Here is a 20,677-nt window from a genome sequence, read left to right as displayed (position 1 = left end):
CTCACGCTTCCGCGGAAAGAACCGCGACGCCTTCGCCGCGTTGGTGACCGACGGTGGTAACGATCGCTGCCATGGTCGCGGCTGCCATCGGCTTCTCGTGGCTCGGATCAAAGACCGGAACCTTCGCCTTGCTATCGACGGCCAATGCTCCCAGCGCCAGGCCAAGCGTGAAATGCGCCTCAAGGCCGTGGCCAGTGATACCGCCGAAACCGCGGACAGCGGCACCCGGCAGATGACGCTCGAGGACGGATCGCTCGCGGGTGGCCAGATCGGGAATACCGGTCGAGCCTGAGAAGATCGCTGTGCTTTCCGGCGACAGGCCGGACGCGTTTTCAAGCAAGCGCTCGAGGCGTTTCTCGAGGTTACCGGCATTGCGGTTGCCGCGGTCGCCTTCGATCGACGAGATCGACGCGTAGATGCGCGCGCCGCGTGCTTCGGCATGCGCGCGCGACTCCAGCACCAGAAACGCACCCAGCGAACCGGAAATGACGCCGCCATGATCGCGAGACCAGAGTGGCTGCCATTCGTCGCGGCAGTAGACGTTGATGGCTTCGAACAGGAGCACCATATCCAGGCGCTCGGCTGAATAGGCGCCGCCCACCAGCGCGTGGGTCGATTCACCCGACCTGATGCGATGGAAGGCCGTCTCAACGGCGGAAATGCCGGCGGACTCCTCGCCCATGAAGGTTCTCGAGGAGCCGGTGACCTTGTGGACGATGGAAATGTTGCCTGCGAGCAGGTTCGAAAGCTGGGCCAGAAACAGGGTTGGCCGCAGCTCCGTCGTCAACTTCTCGTTCAAGAGAGCTTCGCGGTCATTACGCTTCAGGCCCTCGTCTACGATCAACGTATCGACATTGATGTCGCGCTCGCCACCACCGGCAGCGACGATCATGTCCATGGTGCCGCAGGCGTCCGCATTATCCTTGAAGCCGGCATCATCCAGTGCGAGGCCGGCTGCAAAAACACCGATCCGCTGCCAGTTTTCCATCTGCCGCTGATCGCCACGCTTGGCGATCTGTTGCGACCAGTCGATCTCCGGCAAAGGATGGACCGGGTAAGGCTTAAATTTATCAAGCTCGACAATCGTCTGCGGCGCGCCTTCGGCGTTGAGCAACGCAACATGCGGCTCCTTGCCGACGCCCTGGCAGGTGACAATGCCGACGCCTGTAATCACGACATCATTCTGAGCCTTACTCATCCATTCACTCCCTGCGCAGCGATCGCATCCATCAGACCGACTTCACCGGCACGCTTCTTGACGATATCTCCCAGCGGAACCTCGCTGAAAGGCATGGTCCGCAACTTCAACTGCGCATCGCAAACCTTTTTGCCAGCGCTTGTGATCTTCGCCTTGGTTACGGCAAATCCCGAGCCGTCGTGCTCCAAAAGCGCCTCGATATCAAGCACAGCTTCCGGCTCCACGAAGGTACGCATCTTGGCGCCGTCGACGGACATCAGGAAAGGCATGGCAGCAAAATCAGTGGCTGCGAGCACGAGCATGCCCGATGCCTGCGCCATTGTTTCGATCAGCAACACGCCGGGAACCAGTGGCATACCGGGAAAATGACCTTCGAAGACTGGGCTCTTCGCCGGCACGACGGAGCGCGCCCTCAGCGTCCCCTTCTGAAGGTCGACCGCCTCGATGCGGTCAATCATCTGGAAGTATTCCAGTAGCATCGAATCCTCCGGCCACAAGGGCACCTTGCCCCGCGGCTAGGCCTACTTAGGAACAAAACCGCCCGGCCGCCATGGTTAACAGCGGCAGGGCGGGAGAAAAAGATGACGGTGCCGATCAGGCCTTGGCGGCGCGCAGCTCGTCGATCTTGGCACAGAGGTTCTTCAGCACGAAATATTCTTCCGTGGAAACCTTGCCTTCGTTGACTTCCTGCGTCCACTTCTCGAGCGGAATCTTGATGCCGAATTCCTTGTCGATGGCGAAAACGATATCGAGGAAGTCGAGGCTGTCGATACCGAGGTCGTCGATCGTATGGCTCTCCGGCTTGATCGTGTCGCGATCGATCTCGCTGGTTTCTGCAATGATGTCGGCAACTTTATCGAATGTAGCGGTCACGCCTTTACCTCTTGAAATGACGATTTAACCCTCCTCATAGGCAAATCCATTTCAAAAAGCCAATGCTTTCCGCCGTCCCGGCACGCAATTTGCAGGACCAGTGTTGCTTAAACAGCAAAGCATAACGAGCCGCTTGCCACCAAGCGCGTTGGCAACACAGCTTGCCTGCGCCTAGAGCAGCAGAAGGAAAAGAACTAGGGCCGCCCCAGCAAGCATTGAACAGCTGGCATAGAAGACAGAGATGCCATCCTCGATATCGGCGACAGTTGCCGTTTCACGCCCACTGCCGTTGATCATCGGCTCCATGACAACGATGCCGGAGTAAACTCGTGGCCCGGCAAGCTGTACATCCAGCGCGCCGGCCATTGCTGCTTCCGGTCGCCCGGAATTCGGCGAGCGGTGGAGCCCACCGTCGCGCGCAGCAATGCGAAGAGCCTCCTGGCAGGCGGTTCGCCCTCGCCGTAACCAGGCCCCGGCTGCGATCAGGAGAATCGAAAAGCGTGCCGCCGGCCAATTGGCGAAATCGTCCAGACGCGCGGCAGCCCAACCGAAATCAGCGTATCGCTCGGACTTGTGGCCGATCATCGAATCCGCCGTGTTCAGCATCTTGTAGGCAAATAGGCCGGGCAAGCCGAACACGGCATACCACAAAGCAGGCGCAACGACGCCATCCGAGAAATTCTCCGCCAGACTCTCGATCGCGGCGCGGCAGACGGCGGGCTCGTCCAATGTTTCCGGGTCACGCCCGACGATCCGCGAAACCGCCTGCCGGCCACCATCCAGGCCACCGTTTTTCAGACCGGCCGCAACAGCTCCCACGTGGTCGGCAAGGCTTTTTTGCGCCATGAAGACGGCAACGCACATAACCTCCAAAAGTATCCCGGCCACACCGAACAGCGAGAAGAACCAGTGCAACACGGCACCGGCAATGGCAGTCACGCTCAGGAGGCCGACAATCGACCAGACCCCATTGCGCCGGCGCACGCGTTTGTGAAGCTCTTCCCGATTGAACATCCGGTCGATGCGCGAGATCGCGTTTCCAAACAGCACGACTGGATGCTGCAGCCGCATCCACAGCGCATCCGGATCACCGACGATGCGGTCAAGCAAAAGGGCCAGAACCAGCACGAGGAGATTATGGTCAAGCGTCATGGTCTGAAACTCTGCAGTGCATTGGACAGCCGCTGTTCGCCAGCCACATCGGCGGCAAGACCGAAGCGCAACCATCTCGGCTCATAGTCGAATTTGCGGACCAGAATGTGATTCCGACAAAGATGCTGGTGCAACTCGCCTGCCTGCTCATCGTCGACAAGCGCAAACAGATCGGTCCCGCCGATGACCTGTAGGCCGCCTTCTTCGAGAGTTCTGCGCAACACGCCGGCCCTTTCCGACAGCCGACGCTGTATTGCGGTGACATCCGATGAAAACAACTCTGTTGCGATCGAAAGCGCGGGCCCCGATACCGCCCAGGGCCCTAGCAGTTCTTCGAGCCGTCGCAGAATTGGCACCACGGCCACGACAAATCCCAGGCGCAATCCCGCCAGCCCGAAAAACTTGCCGAACGAACGACAGATGAGAACATTCGGCAGGCGTGCCACAAAGGGCACCAAGCTCAGCTCCGCGCATGTGTCGCCGAAGGCTTCATCCACGACGACAACAGCTCCCCTTGCGCGCATTTCCTTGCAGAATGCGACGAGCTCCTCCGGACCATAGGCACGACCGGTGGGATTGTTCGGATTGGCGATGACGATAACTGCGTGCTCGGTTTCGACGTCATCCAAGCGGGTAACCAAATCAACGGAACTGCCCGCCATCCTGAAGGCGCGCTCATATTCGCCGTAGGTCGGCCCGAGAATCGCGACCCTCCCGGCAACCTCGAGGAGCCGCGGCAACAGCTGGATCACCGATTGCGTGCCCGGAACGGGGAGCGGCAAAATCTCGCCGCTGCGATAATAGCTCCGCGCCGCAGCGCGCGCCCGATCGACTAGGTACCTGTCCGGCAGACGATGCCATGCGCGCATCGGGACATCGGGCAGCGGAACGGGGCACGGGTTGATCCCTGTGGAGAGATCGAGCCACTGCTCCAACTCGCCGCCATACGTGACGGCTGCAGCCGTTATCCCGCCCCCATGAACGATCGGGGCGTTCATCTTGTCCCCTCGGCAAGGTCAATCAGATGCATGTAGGACCCAGCAATCTGGCCACGCTGGAGCCCTGCTTGCCCGAGGTCGTTGCCCAAGGCGTCCGTCACCTGGAAAAGCCGATCGGCGTTACCTTCGGAGACCACGGCCGAATAGTGAAACTCGTGCGCCGTCATGGCTTTTTCGAAGTAGGGCGAGTTTAACGGCGTCACTCGTCGATAGCCGAGGTGCCGCTTGCGCTCTTCGTAGCTTGTGACGACTGGCAGGAGGCCGAGCATCTCGTGGCGCTTGCCGGCTCCGTCTATCAAGCCTTCGCCGAGAACCATGTATCCGCCGCACTCGCCGTAGATCCGCACGTTCTTGTCCGCGGCATCGAGAAGCCTTGCCCGGAAATTGCGCGCAGCGGCGATCCGCCCGGGATGCAGTTCGGGATAGCCGCCCGGAAGATAGATCGCGTCGGCCGTCGGATCCGGCCCCTCATCGGCAAGCGGTGAGAAGAATGAGATCTCCGCGCCGCGTCGGCGCCAGCCGAGCAACATATGTTCATAAGAGAAGGCAAAGGCAATGTCGCGGGCGACCGCAATCTTACTACCGAGCGGCGGTAGCCGCGCAATGTTCGCGGTGGATGGACGGTTCAGGCCTTGCCGCGCAATGCGCAGCAGGAACTCGAAATTGCATTCTTGCGATACGGCATCCGCCGCATGCTCTATAAAGCTCTCGAGCGTCTGGTGCTCTCCCGCCTGAACAAGCCCGAGATGTCTCTCAGGCAGGGCGATCTCATTGTCCCGGCGGACGACGGCAACGATCGGCATACGGATCGCTTCGAGCGCCTCGCGAAGCATCATCTCGTGACGATCGCCACCAACCTTGTTGAGGATCACGCCTGCGATGCGGACATCGGCGCGGAAACCCGCAAATCCTGTCACCAGCGCCGCCACCGACTGCGACATATGCGAGGCATCGACGACAAGCACGACGGAAAGGCCGAGCATGGCTGCGAGATCGGCCGCGGTACCCTTGCCGTCGGTCGCACCATCGAAGAGCCCCATCATCGCTTCGATGATGAGAATGCGGTCGCCGGAGCGATGCAGGGTCGCATTGGCGGAGATCAATTCCGGCCGCATCGCCCACGGATCGAAGTTGAGACAGGCAACACCACTTGCAGCAGCGTGAAACGCCGGGTCGATATAATCTGGGCCTGCCTTGCCGGGCGCGATCGCAACACCGCGCTTGCGAAGTGCGCGCAGCAACCCCAGCGTCACCGTCGTCTTCCCCGATCCGGAGGAAGGAGCCGCAATCAACAAACCGCTCATGCCGTCTCCCTGCTGTTCGAGTCCCGAAATGGATCAGGGCGCAACCTGCGTCCTGCAAGTGCACCCAGCCAATCAAGCGACTGCCGCAGCCGCACGACCTCCCCGACAACGACGATCGCCGGTGGCTCAAGGCCGGAGGCAGCAACAGCCGAAGGAGCCTCAGCAAGTATGGTTTCAAGCACCTGCTGCTCACCGGTCGACGCGTTGCAGACGAAAGCGACCGGCTCTGTCGGAGAACGCCCCGCGGCAATCAGGTTCCTGCTGATCTGAGCGATATGCTTCATCGCCATGTACATGACGATCACCGGCGAGCCTTTTCCGATCGCTTCCCAATTGATGGCGTCCGGCACGATCCCCGAGGAGTCGTGCCCTGTCAGGAATGTCACCGCATGGTTGACATCGCGGTGAGTGACCGGAATGCCGGCATAAGCCAGCCCGCCGATGCCGGCGGTAATGCCTGGAACGATGCGAAACGGAATGTTGTGCTCGACCAGCGTCAGCGCTTCCTCGCCGCCACGACCGAAGACAAAGGGATCGCCGCCCTTGAGACGGAGGACGCGCTTACCGGCACGGGCGAGTTCGACAAGCCGAAGCGAAATATCGCGCTGCTTGGCAGACGGCTTGCCACCGCGCTTTCCCGCATATTCCAGCAAGGCGTCTGGCCTAGCGAGTTTGAGGCAGTCGGCGTTCACGAGTGCATCGTGGACCACGACGTCCGCCTCCGCCAAGCCCTTGGCCGCGAGAAGCGTCAGCAGCCCAGGCTCGCCCGGCCCTGCACCAACAAGCCAGACGCTGCCCGGCTCAAGAGCCGGCAGATGTGAAAACGCAGCTTCGATCATTGGCATGATCTATGCCCCACCGCTGGCAAGGTCAACGCCGCTGATCGGGCAGGCGCGAGATGTGAAGGCACACCTGCTCCGACCGTTCCATCGCGCGCAATTTTTATTTGCGATTCGCGCTCGGAAGTCCGCGTGACGAGAGCCAATCCTCAGGTCCGCAGCAGGGTATCGCGTATCAGACCGATGACCTTCTCAGATTCGATGCCGGTGCAGACCACCTGGCTTGGCAGGCCATCCCAATCACCCAGCGGGAAGCGGCGACCATCCGGCTTCACGATCGTCTGCCCGTCGGCGATCCCGCCGCAGACAACCCGAACGGGACCGCTGATGATCGAGAACAGCTCGGGCGCGACGACGTAGACGCATGCGCAGCTGTCGTGAACCATCATGCCGTCTTCGACCGCATGCTTGTAGAAGTCGATGTAATCCTGCGAGAGATCGTTCAGCAGCTTGACGGCGCCGTCGCCCTTGGCCGCAATGTCGGCAAGGTAGCTGCGGCTCATCGTCGTGATCGCGGTTACGTCGAGGCCAATGACGGCAACCTTCCAGGGTGCCGTCAGAACGATGTCGGCGGCCTCGGGATCGCCGTGGATGTTGGCTTCGGCGACCGGCGACACATTGCCGGGGACATAGAAGTTGCCGCCCATGATGACGACATCCTTCACGAGGCCGGCGATCTCCGGATCTTCCTTGATCGCCATCGCGAGGTTGGTCATGCGACCGACGGCAACCAGCCTGACCTCGCCGGGATTGGCGCGGACCGTATCAATGATGAAGCGATGAGCAGGCCGTGGGTCGAGCGGCAGATCGACGGTTTCAGGCACCTCGATGTTTCCGAGGCCGTTCTCGCCATGCACGAAGGTCGGCCACGCCCTTTCCTCGCGCGTCGGATCCACGGTCACGCTGGCCCCCTTGGCGACCGGCGCCGGAATGTTCCATTCGCGCTTGAGGAACAGCGCGTTGCGCGTCGTCGTCTCAACCGATGCGTTGCCGAAGACGGTGGTGATACCGATCAGGTCGATGTCGGGATGGCGATGCAGGAAGAGCAGCGCCATTGCATCATCGACGCCCGGATCCGTGTCATAAATGACCTTGTGCATGAGTGTGCCTCTTTTGGTTATTGTCGCAGGGCAGCCGGACGGCGCCGCGAAGTCGGCGGTCACCATAACGTCCGCTAATCTTTCTGCAACAGGGCGCACGCAATCGCTGCCGTTGCGCGCGGCGACTTGATCTTCGGAACAACAAGCTCCCCGTTCGGTCCGATCGCCGCAAGCGCAGCGGATTCGGCGACCCCGTGGCATCCCACCCGGGCGAAAACGATCGCCGAAGGATTTTTCAGTCTCGGCGTTTCCTCCTCGAGCCGCACCGCAGCGAAGGTCAGAAACGCGACTCCGAGGTCATGGGCAATTTCAAGGATCGCACGCTCGTTGCTGCGCGTATCAATGGAGGCAACGGCTGCCAATTCACCCGGGCCGATGCCCGCCGACGCCAGCGCGGCATTGGCAAGCTCAGTCACCTCGTCTACCGGTGTTCCACGCTCACAGCCGAGACCGAGCACATACCGGCGCGACCCGTCGAATACATTTCCAGTCACGTGCGACAATGAAACCTGCCCCTGTGTCCACCAAGCCATTGCAGCACAGAGCCGGAAATGCAACATGCGCCGCATCCCGTAGTCCAGAGTTTCTTCCTTGTCCGATCTTGCCCCTCATCTCGTCTTCATGCTGGCCGCAGCCGGTTTTTTCGCTGGCTTCGTCGATTCCATCGCCGGTGGCGGAGGCTTGATTACCGTCCCGGCGATGTTGATCGCAGGCATCCCACCGCTGCAGACGTTGGGCACCAACAAGGTGCAGTCGGTATTTGGGGCAGCTTCCGCGACGATCGCCTATGCCCGAAGGGGACATGTTCACCTGCGCACGCAACTGCCGATGGCGCTGATGGCGGTTCTCGGCGGCTCGCTCGGCGCCGCCTTTGCAACAATTGTACCGGGAGATGTCCTTCGAGCGATCATGCCGGTCCTTCTGGTGGCAATCGCGCTCTATTTTGCGTTGAAGCCGAACCTCGGTGATGTCGACAAGCACCGCCGCATCTCGCCCTTTGTGTTCGGTCTGACGCTGGTGCCGGCCATTGGATTCTACGACGGTGTCTTTGGTCCGGGCACCGGATCGTTCTTCATGCTGTCCTTCGTGTCTCTTGCCGGCTTCGGCATGCTAAAGGCAACGGCGCACACCAAACTCCTGAACTTCGGCTCCAATGTCGGCGCCCTCGTTGTCTTTATTTCCTTCGGGGCGATCATCTGGAAGATCGGGCTGATGATGGGCGTCTGCCAGTTCCTGGGCGCTCAGCTAGGCTCGAGGCTCGCGATGCGCACTGGCGCGCGTCTGATCAAGCCTCTGCTGGTTCTTGTCTGCATCGCCTTCACGATCAAGCTTCTCGCCGATCCGGTGAATCCAATCCGCGTTTGGCTTGAAATCTGACGCCGCGTCCGATTACCTCCGGCGTAATTGAAGGGGCGCCGTCGCTCCTCCATGATCGCGATGCCTGGACGAACCGGGCGTCAACAGGAGATGATGCAATGACCGATGCGAACACCCTAGCCCAACGCTACATCGCGATCTGGAACGAGACGGAGGCGGCCCGCCGCAGCGCGTTGATCACGGAAAGCTGGCATGAGGCCGGCACCTACATCGATCCCTTGATGCGCGGCGTAGGCCACGACCAGATCAGTGCGCTTGTTGAAGCCGTGCATGCACGCTTCCCGGGTTTCCGGTTTGAACTTCTCGGTACGGCCGATGGGTATGGCGACAATCTACGTTTTTCATGGGGCCTCGGACCGACGGGCGCCGAGCACCTCATAAAGGGCACTGATTTTGCAGTGCTCGAAGGTGGGCGGCTGAAGACCGTACACGGCTTCATCGATCAGCTTCCGGAAGCCGCGTGATGATGACACCCGCCCGCTCCCTTGGAGACTATCTCCGCGACTGGCGGCAGAAGCGCCGAATGAGCCAGCTCGATCTCGCGCTCGAGGCCGAAATCTCGCAGAGACATCTTAGCTTCATCGAGAGCGGGCGGTCGATCCCCAGCCGGGACATGCTGCTGCATCTGGCCGAACGACTCGGCGTGCCGCTGCGCGATCGCAATCCTATGCTGCTTGCCGCCGGTTTTGCGCCGCTGTTTTCCGAGCGCTCGCTCGATGATCCGGCGCTCAAACCGGCGCGGCAGGCAGTCGACACGCTCCTCAAGGCACACGAGCCCTATCCCGCCCTTGCGATCGACCGCCACTGGACGTTGATTGCCGCCAATGACGCCATCGCCCCGCTTCTTGCCGGCATCGCAAATCGTACTTTGCTGGACGGCCCCATCAACGTCCTCCGCCTCAGCTTGCATCCCGACGGCTTGGCCCCGAAGATCGCCAACCTGCTGGAATGGCGGGCGCATCTCCTCGAGCGCCTGCACCGCCAGATTTCGGTTACCGGTGATCCAATCCTCGGCGAATTGCTGAAGGAATTATCCGCTTACCCGGTCTGCTGCGGCCGCGCGGAGATGAGCAGGAACGCCGATTATGCCGGTATCGCCGTCCCGCTCGAACTGGAAACAGAAGCAGGCTTGCTCTCGCTCCTGTCGACAACCACCGTTTTCGGCACGCCCGTGGACGTGACGCTCTCCGAACTTGCGATAGAATCCTTTTTCCCCGCCAACGAGCAGACGGCGACGATACTCATGCAAATTGCAAAGAGCGCAAGCTCCCAGGCGCTTTGATCAGAACTCGACGCCCGCCTGCCCCTTGATGCCCGAACGGAACGGATGCTTGATCAGCTCCATCTCGGTCACGAGATCAGCGATCTCGATCAGTTCGTCCTTGGCGTTGCGCCCGGTCAGGACGACATGAGTCATATACGGCTTCTCGTTCTTCAGGAATTCCACCACCTCGTTGATGTCGAGGTAATCATATCGAAGCGCGATGTTGATCTCGTCGAGCAGCACCATGGAATTGCGCTCGTCGCGGATCAACTCTTTCGCCTTCTCCCAGGCGGCACCGGCCGCTGCCACATCGCGGGCGCGATCCTGCGTCTCCCAGGTGAAGCCCTCGCCCATGGTGTGGAACAGGCAGATGTCGGAGAAGTGCTTCTCGATCAGATCGCGCTCGCCAGTCCACATCGCACCCTTGATGAACTGCACGACGGCCGAAGGCTTGCCATGCGCGATGTGCCGGAAGATCATCCCGAAGGCGGACGAAGACTTGCCCTTGCCCTTCCCGGTATGGACAATGATAAGGCCCTTCTCATCGGTCTTTGAGGCCATGATCTTGTCGCGGGCAGCCTTCTTCTTCGCCATCTTCTCGGCGTGGCGGGCGTCGTCGTGGCCAGCGGCTTCGGTGGTTTCGTCGGTCATCTCAATGTTCCCCGGATACAAGCTTGCCCTGATGCAAGCCAAATGTGTCTGAAAGGTCGAAGCGCGCCGAATTGCTGCGCGGCGTCCAGAGTTGGCGATCGATCGCTTCCAGCAGCCGCTCCTTCATGTCGGCGAAGGCGGCAGGATTCTTCTCGATCATGAAATCGCGGACCTCAGCATCCACCACGAACGCCTGGTACACGGCTTCGAAGTGATGGTTGCCAACGGCGCCCGTGGTTGCCGCAAAGGCAAAGAGGTAATCGACGGTCGCGGCAATCTCGAAGGCACCCTTGTAGCCATGGCGCATGACGCCATCGATCCACTTCGGATTGACGACGCGGCCACGCACGACGCGACCGATCTCTTCCTCCAGCGAACGGATCACCGGCTTCTCCGGCCTCGAATGATCGTTGTGATAGATCGATGGCCGATCGCCCGCCAGCATTTCGGCCGCAGCCGCCATCCCGCCCTCAAACTGGTAATAATCGTCGCTGTCGAGAAGGTCGTGTTCGCGATTGTCCTGGTTCTGCACGACCGCCTGGATCGAGCGCAGGCGCTCTTCGAAGACACCGCGCTCCGCCCGACCCACTTCGCCAGCGCCATAAGCGTAGCTTCCCCAGACAAGATAGGCCTCGGCCAGATCGGCGCGACGCTCCCACCCCTTCTCGTCGATCAGCGCCTGCAGACCGGCGCCGTAAGCGCCTGGCTTCGAGCCGAAAATGCGATAGCCGGCCCGGCGGTCAGCCTGCGCTGCATCCAATCCGGCGGCTTCAAGTCGGGCTGCTTCACCGCGCATGCGCTGGGCAATCGGATTGTCCGCAGCATCCTCTTCCAGCGCCCCGACGGCGCGAATTGCCTTGTCGAACAGAGCAATCTGCTCCGGAAAGGCATCGCGGAAGAAACCCGAGATACGCAGCGTCACATCGACGCGCGGGCGACGCAGCAGTGCGGGCGGAATGATCTCATAGCCGGTGACGCGTCGCGAGGTCATGTCCCACACAGGCTTCACACCGATCAGGGCGAGCGCCTGGGCGATATCGTCGCCGCCGGTCCGCATGTTCGAGGTCCCCCAGGCGGTGAGACCGAAAGACACCGGCCACTCGCCGTGATCCTGCACGTAGCGGCGGATCAGCAGCTCCGCGGACTTCTTCCCAAGCTCGTACGCCGCCGGCGTCGGCACCGCCCGGCTGTCGACCGAGTAGAAATTCCGTCCGGTCGGCAGCACGTCCGGCCGGCCCCGTGTCGGGGCACCGGATGGTCCCGGCGCCACGAAACGGCCGTCGAGCCCTCGAAGCAGGCCTTCGATCTCGGCAGCGCCGCAGGCGAGAATGGCAGGTTTGAGCCGGGCTTCGATCTCGGCCAGAACGGCTCTGGTTTTGGACCAGAGGGTCGGGCACGGGATTTCGCCGGAAACCAGTTTCGCGGCCAGCAGTTCGATACGCTCTACGGTATCGCCGTGGGTGCGCCAGGATTCAGAAGAGAGGTTCGCAAGGATATCTGGGCGTGGCCCTGTCCATGTGGCGGCCATGTCGCAGTCGAGAGGGTCGAAGGAGAGGTTTGCGCCACTGATACCCCCGTCTGCGTCACCCATAATCCCGACAACATCACCCAACCCCGCATCCACGGCAATCGCCCGCTGCAAGCTCCCGTCACCACCCTCACCCAACGCACGCGGAACCCTGGCCAGCGCAACCGTCAGATCCGTCAGCAGCCGGCCTTGCGGCGAGACGCCGAAGACATGCAGGCCATCGCGGATCTGCATCTCCTTGAGATCACAGAGATAGGCGTCGAGCTTTTTCAGCGCCTCGGTCTCGCTCTCCCCCTTGTCAATGCCGGCATCGCGATCAAGACCGATGTCAGCCACGAGATCGAGAATCTGCTTGCTGAGAAGCCGGATGCGGCGCGGATCGCCGCCCGAAGCCTCGTAATATTCGTCGACCAGCGCCTCCAGATCCTTCAGCGGCCCATAGCTCTCGGCGCGCGTCAGCGGCGGCGTCAGGTGATCGATGATGACGGCACCAGTTCGGCGCTTCGCCTGCGTTCCCTCGCCGGGATCATTGACGATGAAGGGATAGAGATGCGGCATGGGGCCGAGGATGGCTTCCGGGTAGCATTCCTCCGACAGCGCCAGAGCCTTGCCGGGCAGCCATTCCAGATTGCCGTGCTTGCCCATGTGAATGACGACGTCAGTGCCGAACTCAAGGCGAAGGAAGGCATAGAAGGCGAGATAGCCATGCGGCGGCACGAGATCCGGCGAATGGTAGCTTTCCTTCGGATCGATATTGTAGCCGCGCGCCGGCTGGATGCCGACCAGCACCTCCCCCAGCCGCATGAACGGCAGCGCAAAGGCGTCGTCCACCACGTAAGGGTCGGCCTCGGGCGCACCCCAGCGGGCGCCGATCTCATCCTGAATCTTTTTCGGAAGATTCTCGAAGAAGGCTTTGTAACGACTCAAGGAAAGCGATTCGCGGATAAGCTTGCCGTCGCTACCAGAATTTGTCGGCCCCTCCATCAGACGCCGTATGAGCTGATCGCCATCGTCGGGCACGTCTGCAACCGAATAACCGGCTGCGCACATGGCCTTGAGTACTTCGACCGTGCCTGCGGGGGTATCCAGTCCTACCCCGTTGCCAAGCCTACCGTCACGGTTTGGATAGTTCGCGAGGACTAGCGCGACGCGCCGCTCGCCGGCGGTCGTGGTGCGGAGCTTCGCCCAATTTGCGGCAAGCCGGGCGGTATAGCGCATCCGCTCCAGATCGGGCTCGCTGCCGACGATGTTGGCTTCGACCCTCGCATCGTAACGCGCGGCCGATTTGAAGGAGACGGCACGCGACAGGACCCGGCCGTCCACTTCGGGCAGCGCGACGTTCATGCCAAGATCACGCGCTGAGAGCCCCTGCGAGGACGCCGCCCAGGCCTCACGCGACGAGGCCGAGAAGATCGCCTGCAGCACGACGGCGTCGTTGGCTTCGAGCACGGTCGGCGAGCGATCCGCGCCCGGCGCGGATACGGCAAAGCCTGTCGTGTTGATCACCACCTCCGGTTTGATGACATCGAACACGCTTTCCAAAATGCCCTTGGACACAGGATCCTTGAGACTGTAGGCGAATACCGGCAGCGGCCGGATACCTTCAGAGAGAAGTGTGTCGACAAGAGCCTCGACCGGTCTGGTCTCGCCGCTCTGCACGAGCGCGCGATAGAAGCTGATAGCGACAGTCGGGACTCTGCTTTCCCAAACAGCGCCAAGCCGCTTGTCGCAGGCTAGCTTCCACTCGTCGACGCCCAGAACGCCCTTGCCCGGCCACCATATCCCGGCCTTCATCAACGGCGATGCCGCTTCCGGCTTTTCCGCGCCTGAGAGCACCGCACCGGCATACCCAAGAAACGCCCGCGAATTGCCGTCGCCACCCTCAATGAGGTAGGCCCAGAGCGCGTTCAGATCCTCAAGCGGAACATTCGAAAACGGCGTCAAACCCGCATCAGGCTTCGAATCTCCCGGCAAAACCGCAATCAACGCACCGGACCGCGCCGCCGCAGCATGAAGCGCCTCCAGCGCGTAGTGGAAATAGCTGGCGCCTCCCAGCGCCCTGACAACGATCAGCTTCGCATGCCGGGCCGTCCGCTCGATATAGGCATCGACCGACATCGGATGCTTGAGGCTCATCAGGCTTGCCAGCCGCAGCGAGAAGCCGGCCGTCGCCTCGTCATAGGCGGCAGCGATCGCGGCAAGCTCGGTATCGGCGGCCGACAGGAACAGGACGTCGCCGCGAGACTGACCAAGATCGATCGCCTCCTCGCCGTCGCTGATCGTTCCCTGCTGTGCCAGAAGCAGATGCATCGGACTGCCTTATGCCAGCGCTTCGATCGCCTTGCGCACCGCTGCCTCGTCCATCTCGTGCAGGCCGATAACGACGAGGCGGGTGCCGCGCGCTTCACCGGTCGCCCAGGCGCGGTCGAAATAGTGGTCGATACGGCTGCCGACTGCCTGCAACTGCAGACGCATCGGCTTGCCGGGAACATCAACGAAGCCCTTGAGCCGCAGCACGTCATGTTCGCCGATGACGCCCTTCAGCGCATCCACGAAAGCTGCCGGATCAGCAATGGCCCCGAGTTCCACCACAAAGCTGTCGAACTCATCGTGATCGTGGGGAACACCGTCCTCATGCTCGAGCTCATGATGGGACTTGCGGTTGATCACATCGTCTTCCGTTCCGACGCCGAGCCCGAGCAGGACGCTTGCCGGAACCTCGCCATTGCGCGCCTCGATCATCACGGGCTTGCGGGCAATGCGCGAAGCGACCTCATCGCGCACGCGGCCAAGGCCGGCGGTGTCGAGAAGGTCAGTCTTGTTGAGCACAATCAGATCGGCGCAGGTCAGCTGATCCTCGAAAAGCTCCTCGATCGGGCTCTCATGGTCGAGCGACTCGTCTTCCACGCGACGAGCCTCGACGGCATCGTGATCATCCGCGAAGCGGCCAGCGGCGACGGCGGCGCTGTCGACGACAGTAATCACGCCATCGACGGTGACCTGGGTGCGGATATCAGGCCAGTTGAAGGCGGCAACGAGCGGCTGCGGCAGCGCGAGGCCTGAGGTTTCGATAACGATGTGATCCGGACGCTGCTCGCGCTCCAGAAGCTTCGTCATCGTCGGAATGAAGTCGTCGGCCACCGTGCAGCAGATGCAGCCGTTGGTGAGCTCGATGATATCGTCCTCGGTGCAGTTCTCCGCGCCGCAGCCCTTCAGCACCTCGCCGTCGACACCGAGATCGCCGAACTCGTTGATGATAAGCGCGATCTTCTTGCCGTTCGTATTGGAAAGGAGATTGCGGATCATCGTCGTCTTGCCGGCGCCGAGGAAGCCGGTAATCACGGTCGCCGGGATTTTCTGCTGGTTCATGAAATTCAACCCTTCATCTTCAGCGGCAGACCTGCCGCGATAAAATACACGTCCGCGGCCTCAGCCGCGATCATTTGATGCAAGCGGCCGGCGTGATCCCGGAAATCCCGCGCCATGCGGTTCTCGGGAACGATGCCCAGGCCGACCTCATTGGAAACGATGACGAGCCGTGCGCGTGCCGTCGGCAGGTAGGCGGCAAGCGAGGCGAACTCCGTTTCCATGTCGCGCCCCGCCATCATCAGATTGGTGACCCAAAGCGTCAGGCAATCGACAAGGATCGCCCGCCCCTCGCCATCGATCGCCCGCAGGCAGCCGACCAGATCGAGCGGTTCCTCGTGAGTGTGCCAGAGATCGCCACGATCGGCCTTGTGCTTGTCGATCCGGGCGCGCATCTCCTCATCCCAGGCCCGGCCCGTCGCCACATAGTGGCGCTCCAGCTCACTTGACGCGACCAGCTGTTCGGCAAAACGCGATTTGCCCGAGCGCGCGCCGCCCAGGACGAAGGTCGCACCGGAGGATATCGGGCTCATGGCAGGTGATATCCGATCTGCGGGACGCTGCCGCGAGAGACCGGAATGGCTGCAGGACGCAGCCGAAAACTCTTCTGTTCAGCCATGACAACCTCCGTGCTGGCAGCGGGCACAAGCCCAGGAATGGGCTTCTCGCCCGGCACGGTTGGCAGGTCTCCTGGCTCGCGGGTCTTGGCCGCGATCGGGGCAGACCGGAAATCGGTCGCCCCAGATCGTGCCAGCGGATTTTCCTCGCCTTCCCGGCTGCATTTCATGAAAAGCGCGGACGATTCGTAGACGTCAGAGGCGTCCTGCCCCGGTTGATCATGATGCACTACCAGTGACTTTTCCGTCGCCACCTCCGCGCCGCCCGCCTGCACCATTGCAGGCTGTCATCAACGCGAAAACAACGCCGGACGGAAAACCCTGACCGCTCTACAGTCGCGGGGTCGGCTATGATGACGGTGCCCGGATTGGGTCCACCGCTTCACATTCCCTTTTCATCCGCACCGATTCAACCGGTCCGGAACCATCCGTTATGAACTCATCGTTAGGCAAGGCCCCGGGTGAAGTCAATCGGAAGCGGGCTCAAGACCACGGATGATGCACCGTCGGACTCGCCCTTAACGCGACCTTCTCTACCAAATTCATCGTCTTTTATCAGTCACTTACGTCACAAATAATTGTTGCGATCGCCGGTCTTTTGCCGCAATTGCGTCGCAAGCGGGACGCGCCACCGATTTCCCCTTCCCTCCCTTCCACTTGATCGCGCCCAGTGCCGCCTAGTTTTCCCGTGATGCTCCTAAGAATCGATATCCGCCGTTTCGGTCCATTCCATACCCTTCTCGACATCGGGCGGATGCGCGCACTACTGCGACGCACCGAGCTGGGGATGGTCATCGCGGGCGCGATCGTCGGCGTTATCTCCGGACTTGCGGTGACGGGCATGAGCCTCGTTTCCCGCGAAATGCACAGTCTGATCTTCGGAATCAGTGACATCGAGCGGCTGAGTTCCTCGCAGATCGACAACAAGCTGCTGTTGCTGACGGCGCCTGTCTGCGGCGGCATACTACTGGGTCTGATGCTCTTCGTGCTTGCCAAAACGCGCAAGAAGCCGATGGTGGACCCGATCGAGGCTAACGCGCTGCATGGCGGTCGGCTATCGCTCACCGACAGTATTCTGGTGGCGGTCCAGAACCTCATTTCGAACGGCTTCGGCGCTTCAGTGGGCCTAGAGGCCGGCTATACGCAGCTGGCGGCGGGACTGGCCTCGAAGCTTGGGCTGAAGCTGCAGCTTCGCCGCTCGGATCTGCGCGTTCTCGTCGGATGCGGTGCCTCGGGTGCGATTGCGGCGGCCTTCAACGCTCCGTTGACTGGCGCCTTCTATGCGTTTGAGCTGATCATCGGCTCATACACCATCGTCTCGCTGACGCCGGTCGTCGTTTCCGCACTGGTATCGACCCAAATTGCACGCCTGCTGGCCGGCAGTGATTTCCTTATTGACGTCGGTGACTTTGGAACCGTCATGCCTGCAGATTACGTTCCGGCTCTGTTGCTCGGTGCATTCTGCGCCGGCGTTGGGATCATGATCATGCAGGGCGTCGCCTGGATCGAGGAATTGGCTCGCCGGAGTTCGATTGCAACCCCGCTGCGCCCAGCTCTTGGCGGTATCGTCGTCGGCCTGCTCGCGCTGATCACGCCGCAGGTGCTGTCGGCCGGTCACGGTGCACTGCACCTCAATCTCGGCCGCGATGTCGCAATTCCGGTGCTTGTCGGCCTTCTTCTTCTCAAGGCATTCGCTTCGGCTATCTCGATCGGTTCCGGTTTCAGAGGCGGCCTGTTCTTCGCGTCCCTGTTCATGGGAGCGCTCCTCGGCAAGCTCTTCGCCTATTCGGCACCCTATTTCGCTCATGCGACGCTGACACCTGTCATCTACGCGGTCGTCGGCATGAGTTCGCTTGCGGTCGCCGTCATCGGTGGACCGCTGACGATGACGTTTCTTGCTCTCGAGATTACCGGCGACTTTCCGATCACGGCGCTCGTGCTTGCGGCGGTGATCACCTCGTCGCTCGTCGTGCGCAGCACCTTCGGTTACTCCTTCGCAACATGGCGCTTCCACCTGCGCGGCGAGAGCATCCGGAGCGCGCACGATGTCGGCTGGATCCGTAACCTGACCGTTGACCGGCTGATGCGCGCCGACGTGAAGACGGCGAATGCCGCTCTCACCATCGACGAGTTCAAGGAGCGCTTCCCCATCGGTTCGGCGCAGCGCGTTGTCCTGGTTGATGACACCGGCAAATACAGCGGCCTGGTGCTCGTTCCCGATATCTACGCGAACCTGACCGACACCGACGAGACCGGCAAGGATCTCGGAGAATTCATCCGCTTCAAGAACGATTTCCTGCAACCGCAAATGAACGCCAAGCAGGCAGCAGCGATCTTTGACAAGACCGAAAGCGAAGCGCTGGCGGTCGTCAACAATCTGATTGAGCGGAAAGTCGTCGGACAGCTGAGCGAGGCCTACACGCTGCGCCGCTACAGCGAAGAACTGGACCGCCGCCGCCGCGAAATCTCCGGCGAGATCTAACTGAGGAGTTCGTCGAGCCAACGCCGGTCGAGACAGGCCTCGAGCTCTGCTGCAATGTCGTCGAGAGCTTTCTCGACGCCAGCACGGTAATCGGTCCTCTCGCCCGCAAGGCCAAAACTCTGCAACAAGCGGGAACGGTAGGCGTCACTCGCGAAGAGCCCGTGCAGATAGGTGCCGGCGACCCGGCCGTCTGCCGACACGGCCCCATCCGACTTTCCGTCAACGATCGCGAACGGACGGCCGCAGTCTTCGCCGGACGTAACGCCAAGATGGATCTGGTAGCCGGAAAGCGGTGAACCGTCTTCCACCATCGTCGCGACGCTGTTGCGGACTGTCTTTTCGGGCGCCATCTCCGTCTCGACGTCAAGCAGCCCCAGCCCCTCTGCCTCCAAGGTAGAGCCCTCGATGCCGAGGGGATCATGCACCTTGCGTCCGAGCATCTGATAGCCGCCGCAAATGCCCATGACCCGCCCGCCGCGTTTTACATGGACCAGAAGATCGGAATCCCAAGCCTGAGCGCGCATATCCGCCAGATCCGATATCGTTGATTTTGAACCTGGCAAGATCACCAAGCCGGCGTCCGCAGGCAGCCGCTCGCCGGCGCGAACAAAAACCAACTCGACATCCGGCTCGGCCCTTAGCGGATCGAGGTCGTCGAAATTTGCGATCCTGGAAAAGACCGGCACGGCGACCTTGAGTGCTCCGGTGCCGCGGCGCGCCAGCTTCTCCAACGCAACCGAGTCTTCGGCTGGCAAGCGGGAGGCGTCCTTGAGCCACGGCACGACACCAAAGCACGACCATCCCGTAAAGTGCCGCACCGCCTCGATGCCGGCATCGAAGAGCGAAACGTCGCCACGGAACTTATTGATGATATAGCCGGATATCATTGCCCGGTCCTCGTCGGGCAAAATCGTGTGGGTGCCGACCAGCGAAGCGATCACGCCGCCACGATCGATGTCACCGACAAGTATCACTGGCACGCCGGCACGGGTCGCAAATCCCATATTGGCAATGTCGCCCGCCCTGAGGTTGATTTCTGCCGGCGAACCCGCGCCTTCCACGATCACCAGATCCGCCCCGGTAGAAACCTCGGAAAAGCTCTGCATCACGTAATCGAGAAGCGTCGGTTTGAGCTTCTGATAGTCCCGTCCCTTGGCCTGCCCCCAGACCTTGCCCTGGACGATGATCTGGCTGCCGTATTCCGATTGCGGCTTGAGCAACACGGGGTTCATGTGCACCGAAGACGGCACCCGCGCAGCGAGCGACTGCAGCCATTGTGCCCGGCCGATCTCTCCGCCGTCATCAGCAACCGCTGCATTGTTCGACATGTTCTGCGGCTTGAACGGACGAACTGAAAGGCCACGGTTGGCAGCAAGCCTGCAAAAACCCGCGACAAGAACCGTCTTGCCGACATCGGAGCCGGTCCCTTGCAGCATGATAGCCTTGGTCATTGTCGCGAAACTCCGGGGAACTTGACCCGGACTACAATGGCCTCTCTGCTGCGGTCAATTGCAAGCCCTGAAAATGCGAAGGCCGCGTCAACCGTTTCCAGTTGCGCGGCCTGCCGAAATACGCTGGCACATTCACCCATACACGGCGAAGCTCACGTTCTCCGGGACGCTCTACCTGATCCGGAGAAGCAGCGGTGTCCCCCGCTACGCAACAACAGATAGCGCCACATTGTTACCGGAGGGTTAGCAAGCGATTAAGCAAAGATGAATTTCGTATTTTTCTGACATTTCTTGATGATCCAGGCGTCGCAGGCGACTCCATGGGGAGATCTCGAATACCAACCGCAATCTTCTGCGGAACTATCATTACCGATTTCAAATCAGGCGCTTAGACTCACTGCTTCACGCGCAGAAGACAATTGATTTCCGCAGCCGAACGCGTAGGCTGCCCTGCAAGGCGTCAGGACGAACGCCACA

18 protein-coding genes and 1 riboswitch are annotated in these 20,677 nt (G+C 61.4%); of the genes, 4 read left to right on the top strand and 14 right to left on the bottom strand.

Annotated elements, in window-relative coordinates:
- Position 1 precedes the first annotated feature (1 nt).
- The 9 genes from FHT77_RS18090 to FHT77_RS18050 all read right to left on the bottom strand — a co-directional run bounded on the left by FHT77_RS18090 (position 2) and on the right by FHT77_RS18050 (position 7,997).
- Positions 2-1,198: a beta-ketoacyl-ACP synthase gene (locus FHT77_RS18090; RefSeq protein WP_183756312.1), complete on the bottom strand. Its 1,197-nt coding sequence runs from the start codon at positions 1,196-1,198 to the stop codon at positions 2-4.
- Entirely contained in the window at positions 1,195-1,677 is a 483-nt protein-coding gene (locus FHT77_RS18085) for a 3-hydroxyacyl-ACP dehydratase FabZ family protein (RefSeq protein WP_183756311.1), read from the bottom strand. The genes FHT77_RS18090 and FHT77_RS18085 overlap by 4 nt, the downstream gene beginning before the upstream one ends.
- Positions 1,678-1,792: 115 nt before the next feature.
- Entirely contained in the window at positions 1,793-2,071 is a 279-nt protein-coding gene (locus FHT77_RS18080; protein WP_007533215.1) for an acyl carrier protein, read from the bottom strand.
- A gap of 171 nt (positions 2,072-2,242) precedes the next feature.
- Entirely contained in the window at positions 2,243-3,223 is a 981-nt protein-coding gene (gene cbiB / locus FHT77_RS18075; RefSeq protein WP_183756310.1) for an adenosylcobinamide-phosphate synthase CbiB, read from the bottom strand.
- Positions 3,220-4,221, bottom strand: coding sequence for a threonine-phosphate decarboxylase CobD (gene cobD, locus FHT77_RS18070; protein ID WP_183756309.1), 1,002 nt, complete (start codon positions 4,219-4,221; stop codon positions 3,220-3,222). Before cobD ends, cbiB begins: the two co-directional genes overlap by 4 nt.
- Positions 4,218-5,525 (bottom strand): cobyrinate a,c-diamide synthase, encoded by a 1,308-nt coding sequence (locus FHT77_RS18065; protein WP_183756308.1) that lies wholly within the window; start codon positions 5,523-5,525, stop codon positions 4,218-4,220. The genes cobD and FHT77_RS18065 overlap by 4 nt, the downstream gene beginning before the upstream one ends.
- The gene (gene cobA, locus FHT77_RS18060; protein ID WP_183756398.1) at positions 5,522-6,364 is read right to left on the bottom strand and encodes a uroporphyrinogen-III C-methyltransferase; all 843 of its coding nucleotides are present in this window, start codon (positions 6,362-6,364) and stop codon (positions 5,522-5,524) included. The genes FHT77_RS18065 and cobA overlap by 4 nt, the downstream gene beginning before the upstream one ends.
- Positions 6,365-6,513: 149 nt before the next feature.
- The gene (locus FHT77_RS18055; protein ID WP_183756307.1) at positions 6,514-7,464 is read right to left on the bottom strand and encodes a nucleoside hydrolase; all 951 of its coding nucleotides are present in this window, start codon (positions 7,462-7,464) and stop codon (positions 6,514-6,516) included.
- A 74-nt stretch (positions 7,465-7,538) separates the two neighbouring features.
- Positions 7,539-7,997, bottom strand: a complete 459-nt coding sequence (locus FHT77_RS18050) for a cobalamin biosynthesis protein (RefSeq protein WP_210280959.1) — start codon at positions 7,995-7,997, stop codon at positions 7,539-7,541.
- Between the two features lie 58 nt (positions 7,998-8,055).
- Between FHT77_RS18050 and FHT77_RS18045 the strand changes: the two genes are divergently transcribed.
- The 3 genes from FHT77_RS18045 (at position 8,056) to FHT77_RS18035 (ending at position 10,123) form a co-directional block, all read left to right on the top strand.
- Positions 8,056-8,841 carry a TSUP family transporter gene (locus FHT77_RS18045; RefSeq protein ID WP_183756306.1) on the top strand — a complete coding sequence of 262 codons (786 nt, stop codon included), beginning with the start codon at positions 8,056-8,058 and terminating at the stop codon, positions 8,839-8,841.
- Between the two features lie 98 nt (positions 8,842-8,939).
- Positions 8,940-9,305 (top strand): nuclear transport factor 2 family protein, encoded by a 366-nt coding sequence (locus FHT77_RS18040; RefSeq protein ID WP_183756305.1) that lies wholly within the window; start codon positions 8,940-8,942, stop codon positions 9,303-9,305.
- Positions 9,306-9,307: 2 nt separating this feature from the next.
- Positions 9,308-10,123 (top strand): helix-turn-helix domain-containing protein, encoded by an 816-nt coding sequence (locus FHT77_RS18035; RefSeq protein WP_183756396.1) that lies wholly within the window; start codon positions 9,308-9,310, stop codon positions 10,121-10,123.
- Here the strand turns inward: FHT77_RS18035 and cobO are convergent, their stop codons facing one another.
- Genes cobO through cobU form a run of 4 tightly spaced genes read right to left on the bottom strand, consistent with a single transcriptional unit; the run spans position 10,124 to position 16,183 of the window.
- Positions 10,124-10,756, bottom strand: coding sequence for a cob(I)yrinic acid a,c-diamide adenosyltransferase (gene cobO, locus FHT77_RS18030; protein WP_183756304.1), 633 nt, complete (start codon positions 10,754-10,756; stop codon positions 10,124-10,126).
- A 1-nt stretch (position 10,757) separates the two neighbouring features.
- A complete protein-coding gene (cobN, locus tag FHT77_RS18025; RefSeq protein WP_183756303.1) occupies positions 10,758-14,594 on the bottom strand; it encodes a cobaltochelatase subunit CobN in 3,837 nt (1,278 codons plus the stop codon).
- 9 nt (positions 14,595-14,603) lie between these two features.
- Positions 14,604-15,653 (bottom strand): cobalamin biosynthesis protein CobW, encoded by a 1,050-nt coding sequence (gene cobW, locus FHT77_RS18020; RefSeq protein ID WP_183756302.1) that lies wholly within the window; start codon positions 15,651-15,653, stop codon positions 14,604-14,606.
- Between the two features lie 5 nt (positions 15,654-15,658).
- On the bottom strand, positions 15,659-16,183 hold the full coding sequence (gene cobU / locus FHT77_RS18015; RefSeq protein WP_183756301.1) for a bifunctional adenosylcobinamide kinase/adenosylcobinamide-phosphate guanylyltransferase: 525 nt from the start codon (positions 16,181-16,183) through the stop codon (positions 15,659-15,661).
- Between the two features lie 129 nt (positions 16,184-16,312).
- Positions 16,313-16,711, bottom strand: a riboswitch (cobalamin riboswitch).
- Between the two features lie 247 nt (positions 16,712-16,958).
- Here cobU and FHT77_RS18010 point away from each other — a divergent pair.
- The gene (locus FHT77_RS18010; RefSeq protein ID WP_183756300.1) at positions 16,959-18,749 is read left to right on the top strand and encodes a chloride channel protein; all 1,791 of its coding nucleotides are present in this window, start codon (positions 16,959-16,961) and stop codon (positions 18,747-18,749) included.
- On the opposite strand, the gene FHT77_RS18005 is transcribed toward FHT77_RS18010, so the two are convergent.
- Complete coding sequence (locus FHT77_RS18005) at positions 18,746-20,200, bottom strand: cobyric acid synthase (protein WP_183756299.1); 1,455 nt, start codon at positions 20,198-20,200, stop codon at positions 18,746-18,748. The two genes, FHT77_RS18010 and FHT77_RS18005, sit on opposite strands and share 4 nt — an antisense overlap.
- Positions 20,201-20,677 lie beyond the last annotated feature (477 nt).

Origin of the sequence: Rhizobium sp. BK181, assembly GCF_014193305.1 — a bacterium.
In the GTDB taxonomy this organism is placed as follows: Bacteria; Pseudomonadota; Alphaproteobacteria; order Rhizobiales; family Rhizobiaceae; genus Rhizobium.
The sequence above is the reverse complement of the archived record's forward strand: the minus strand, read 5'-3'. Positions and strand labels throughout refer to the sequence as shown.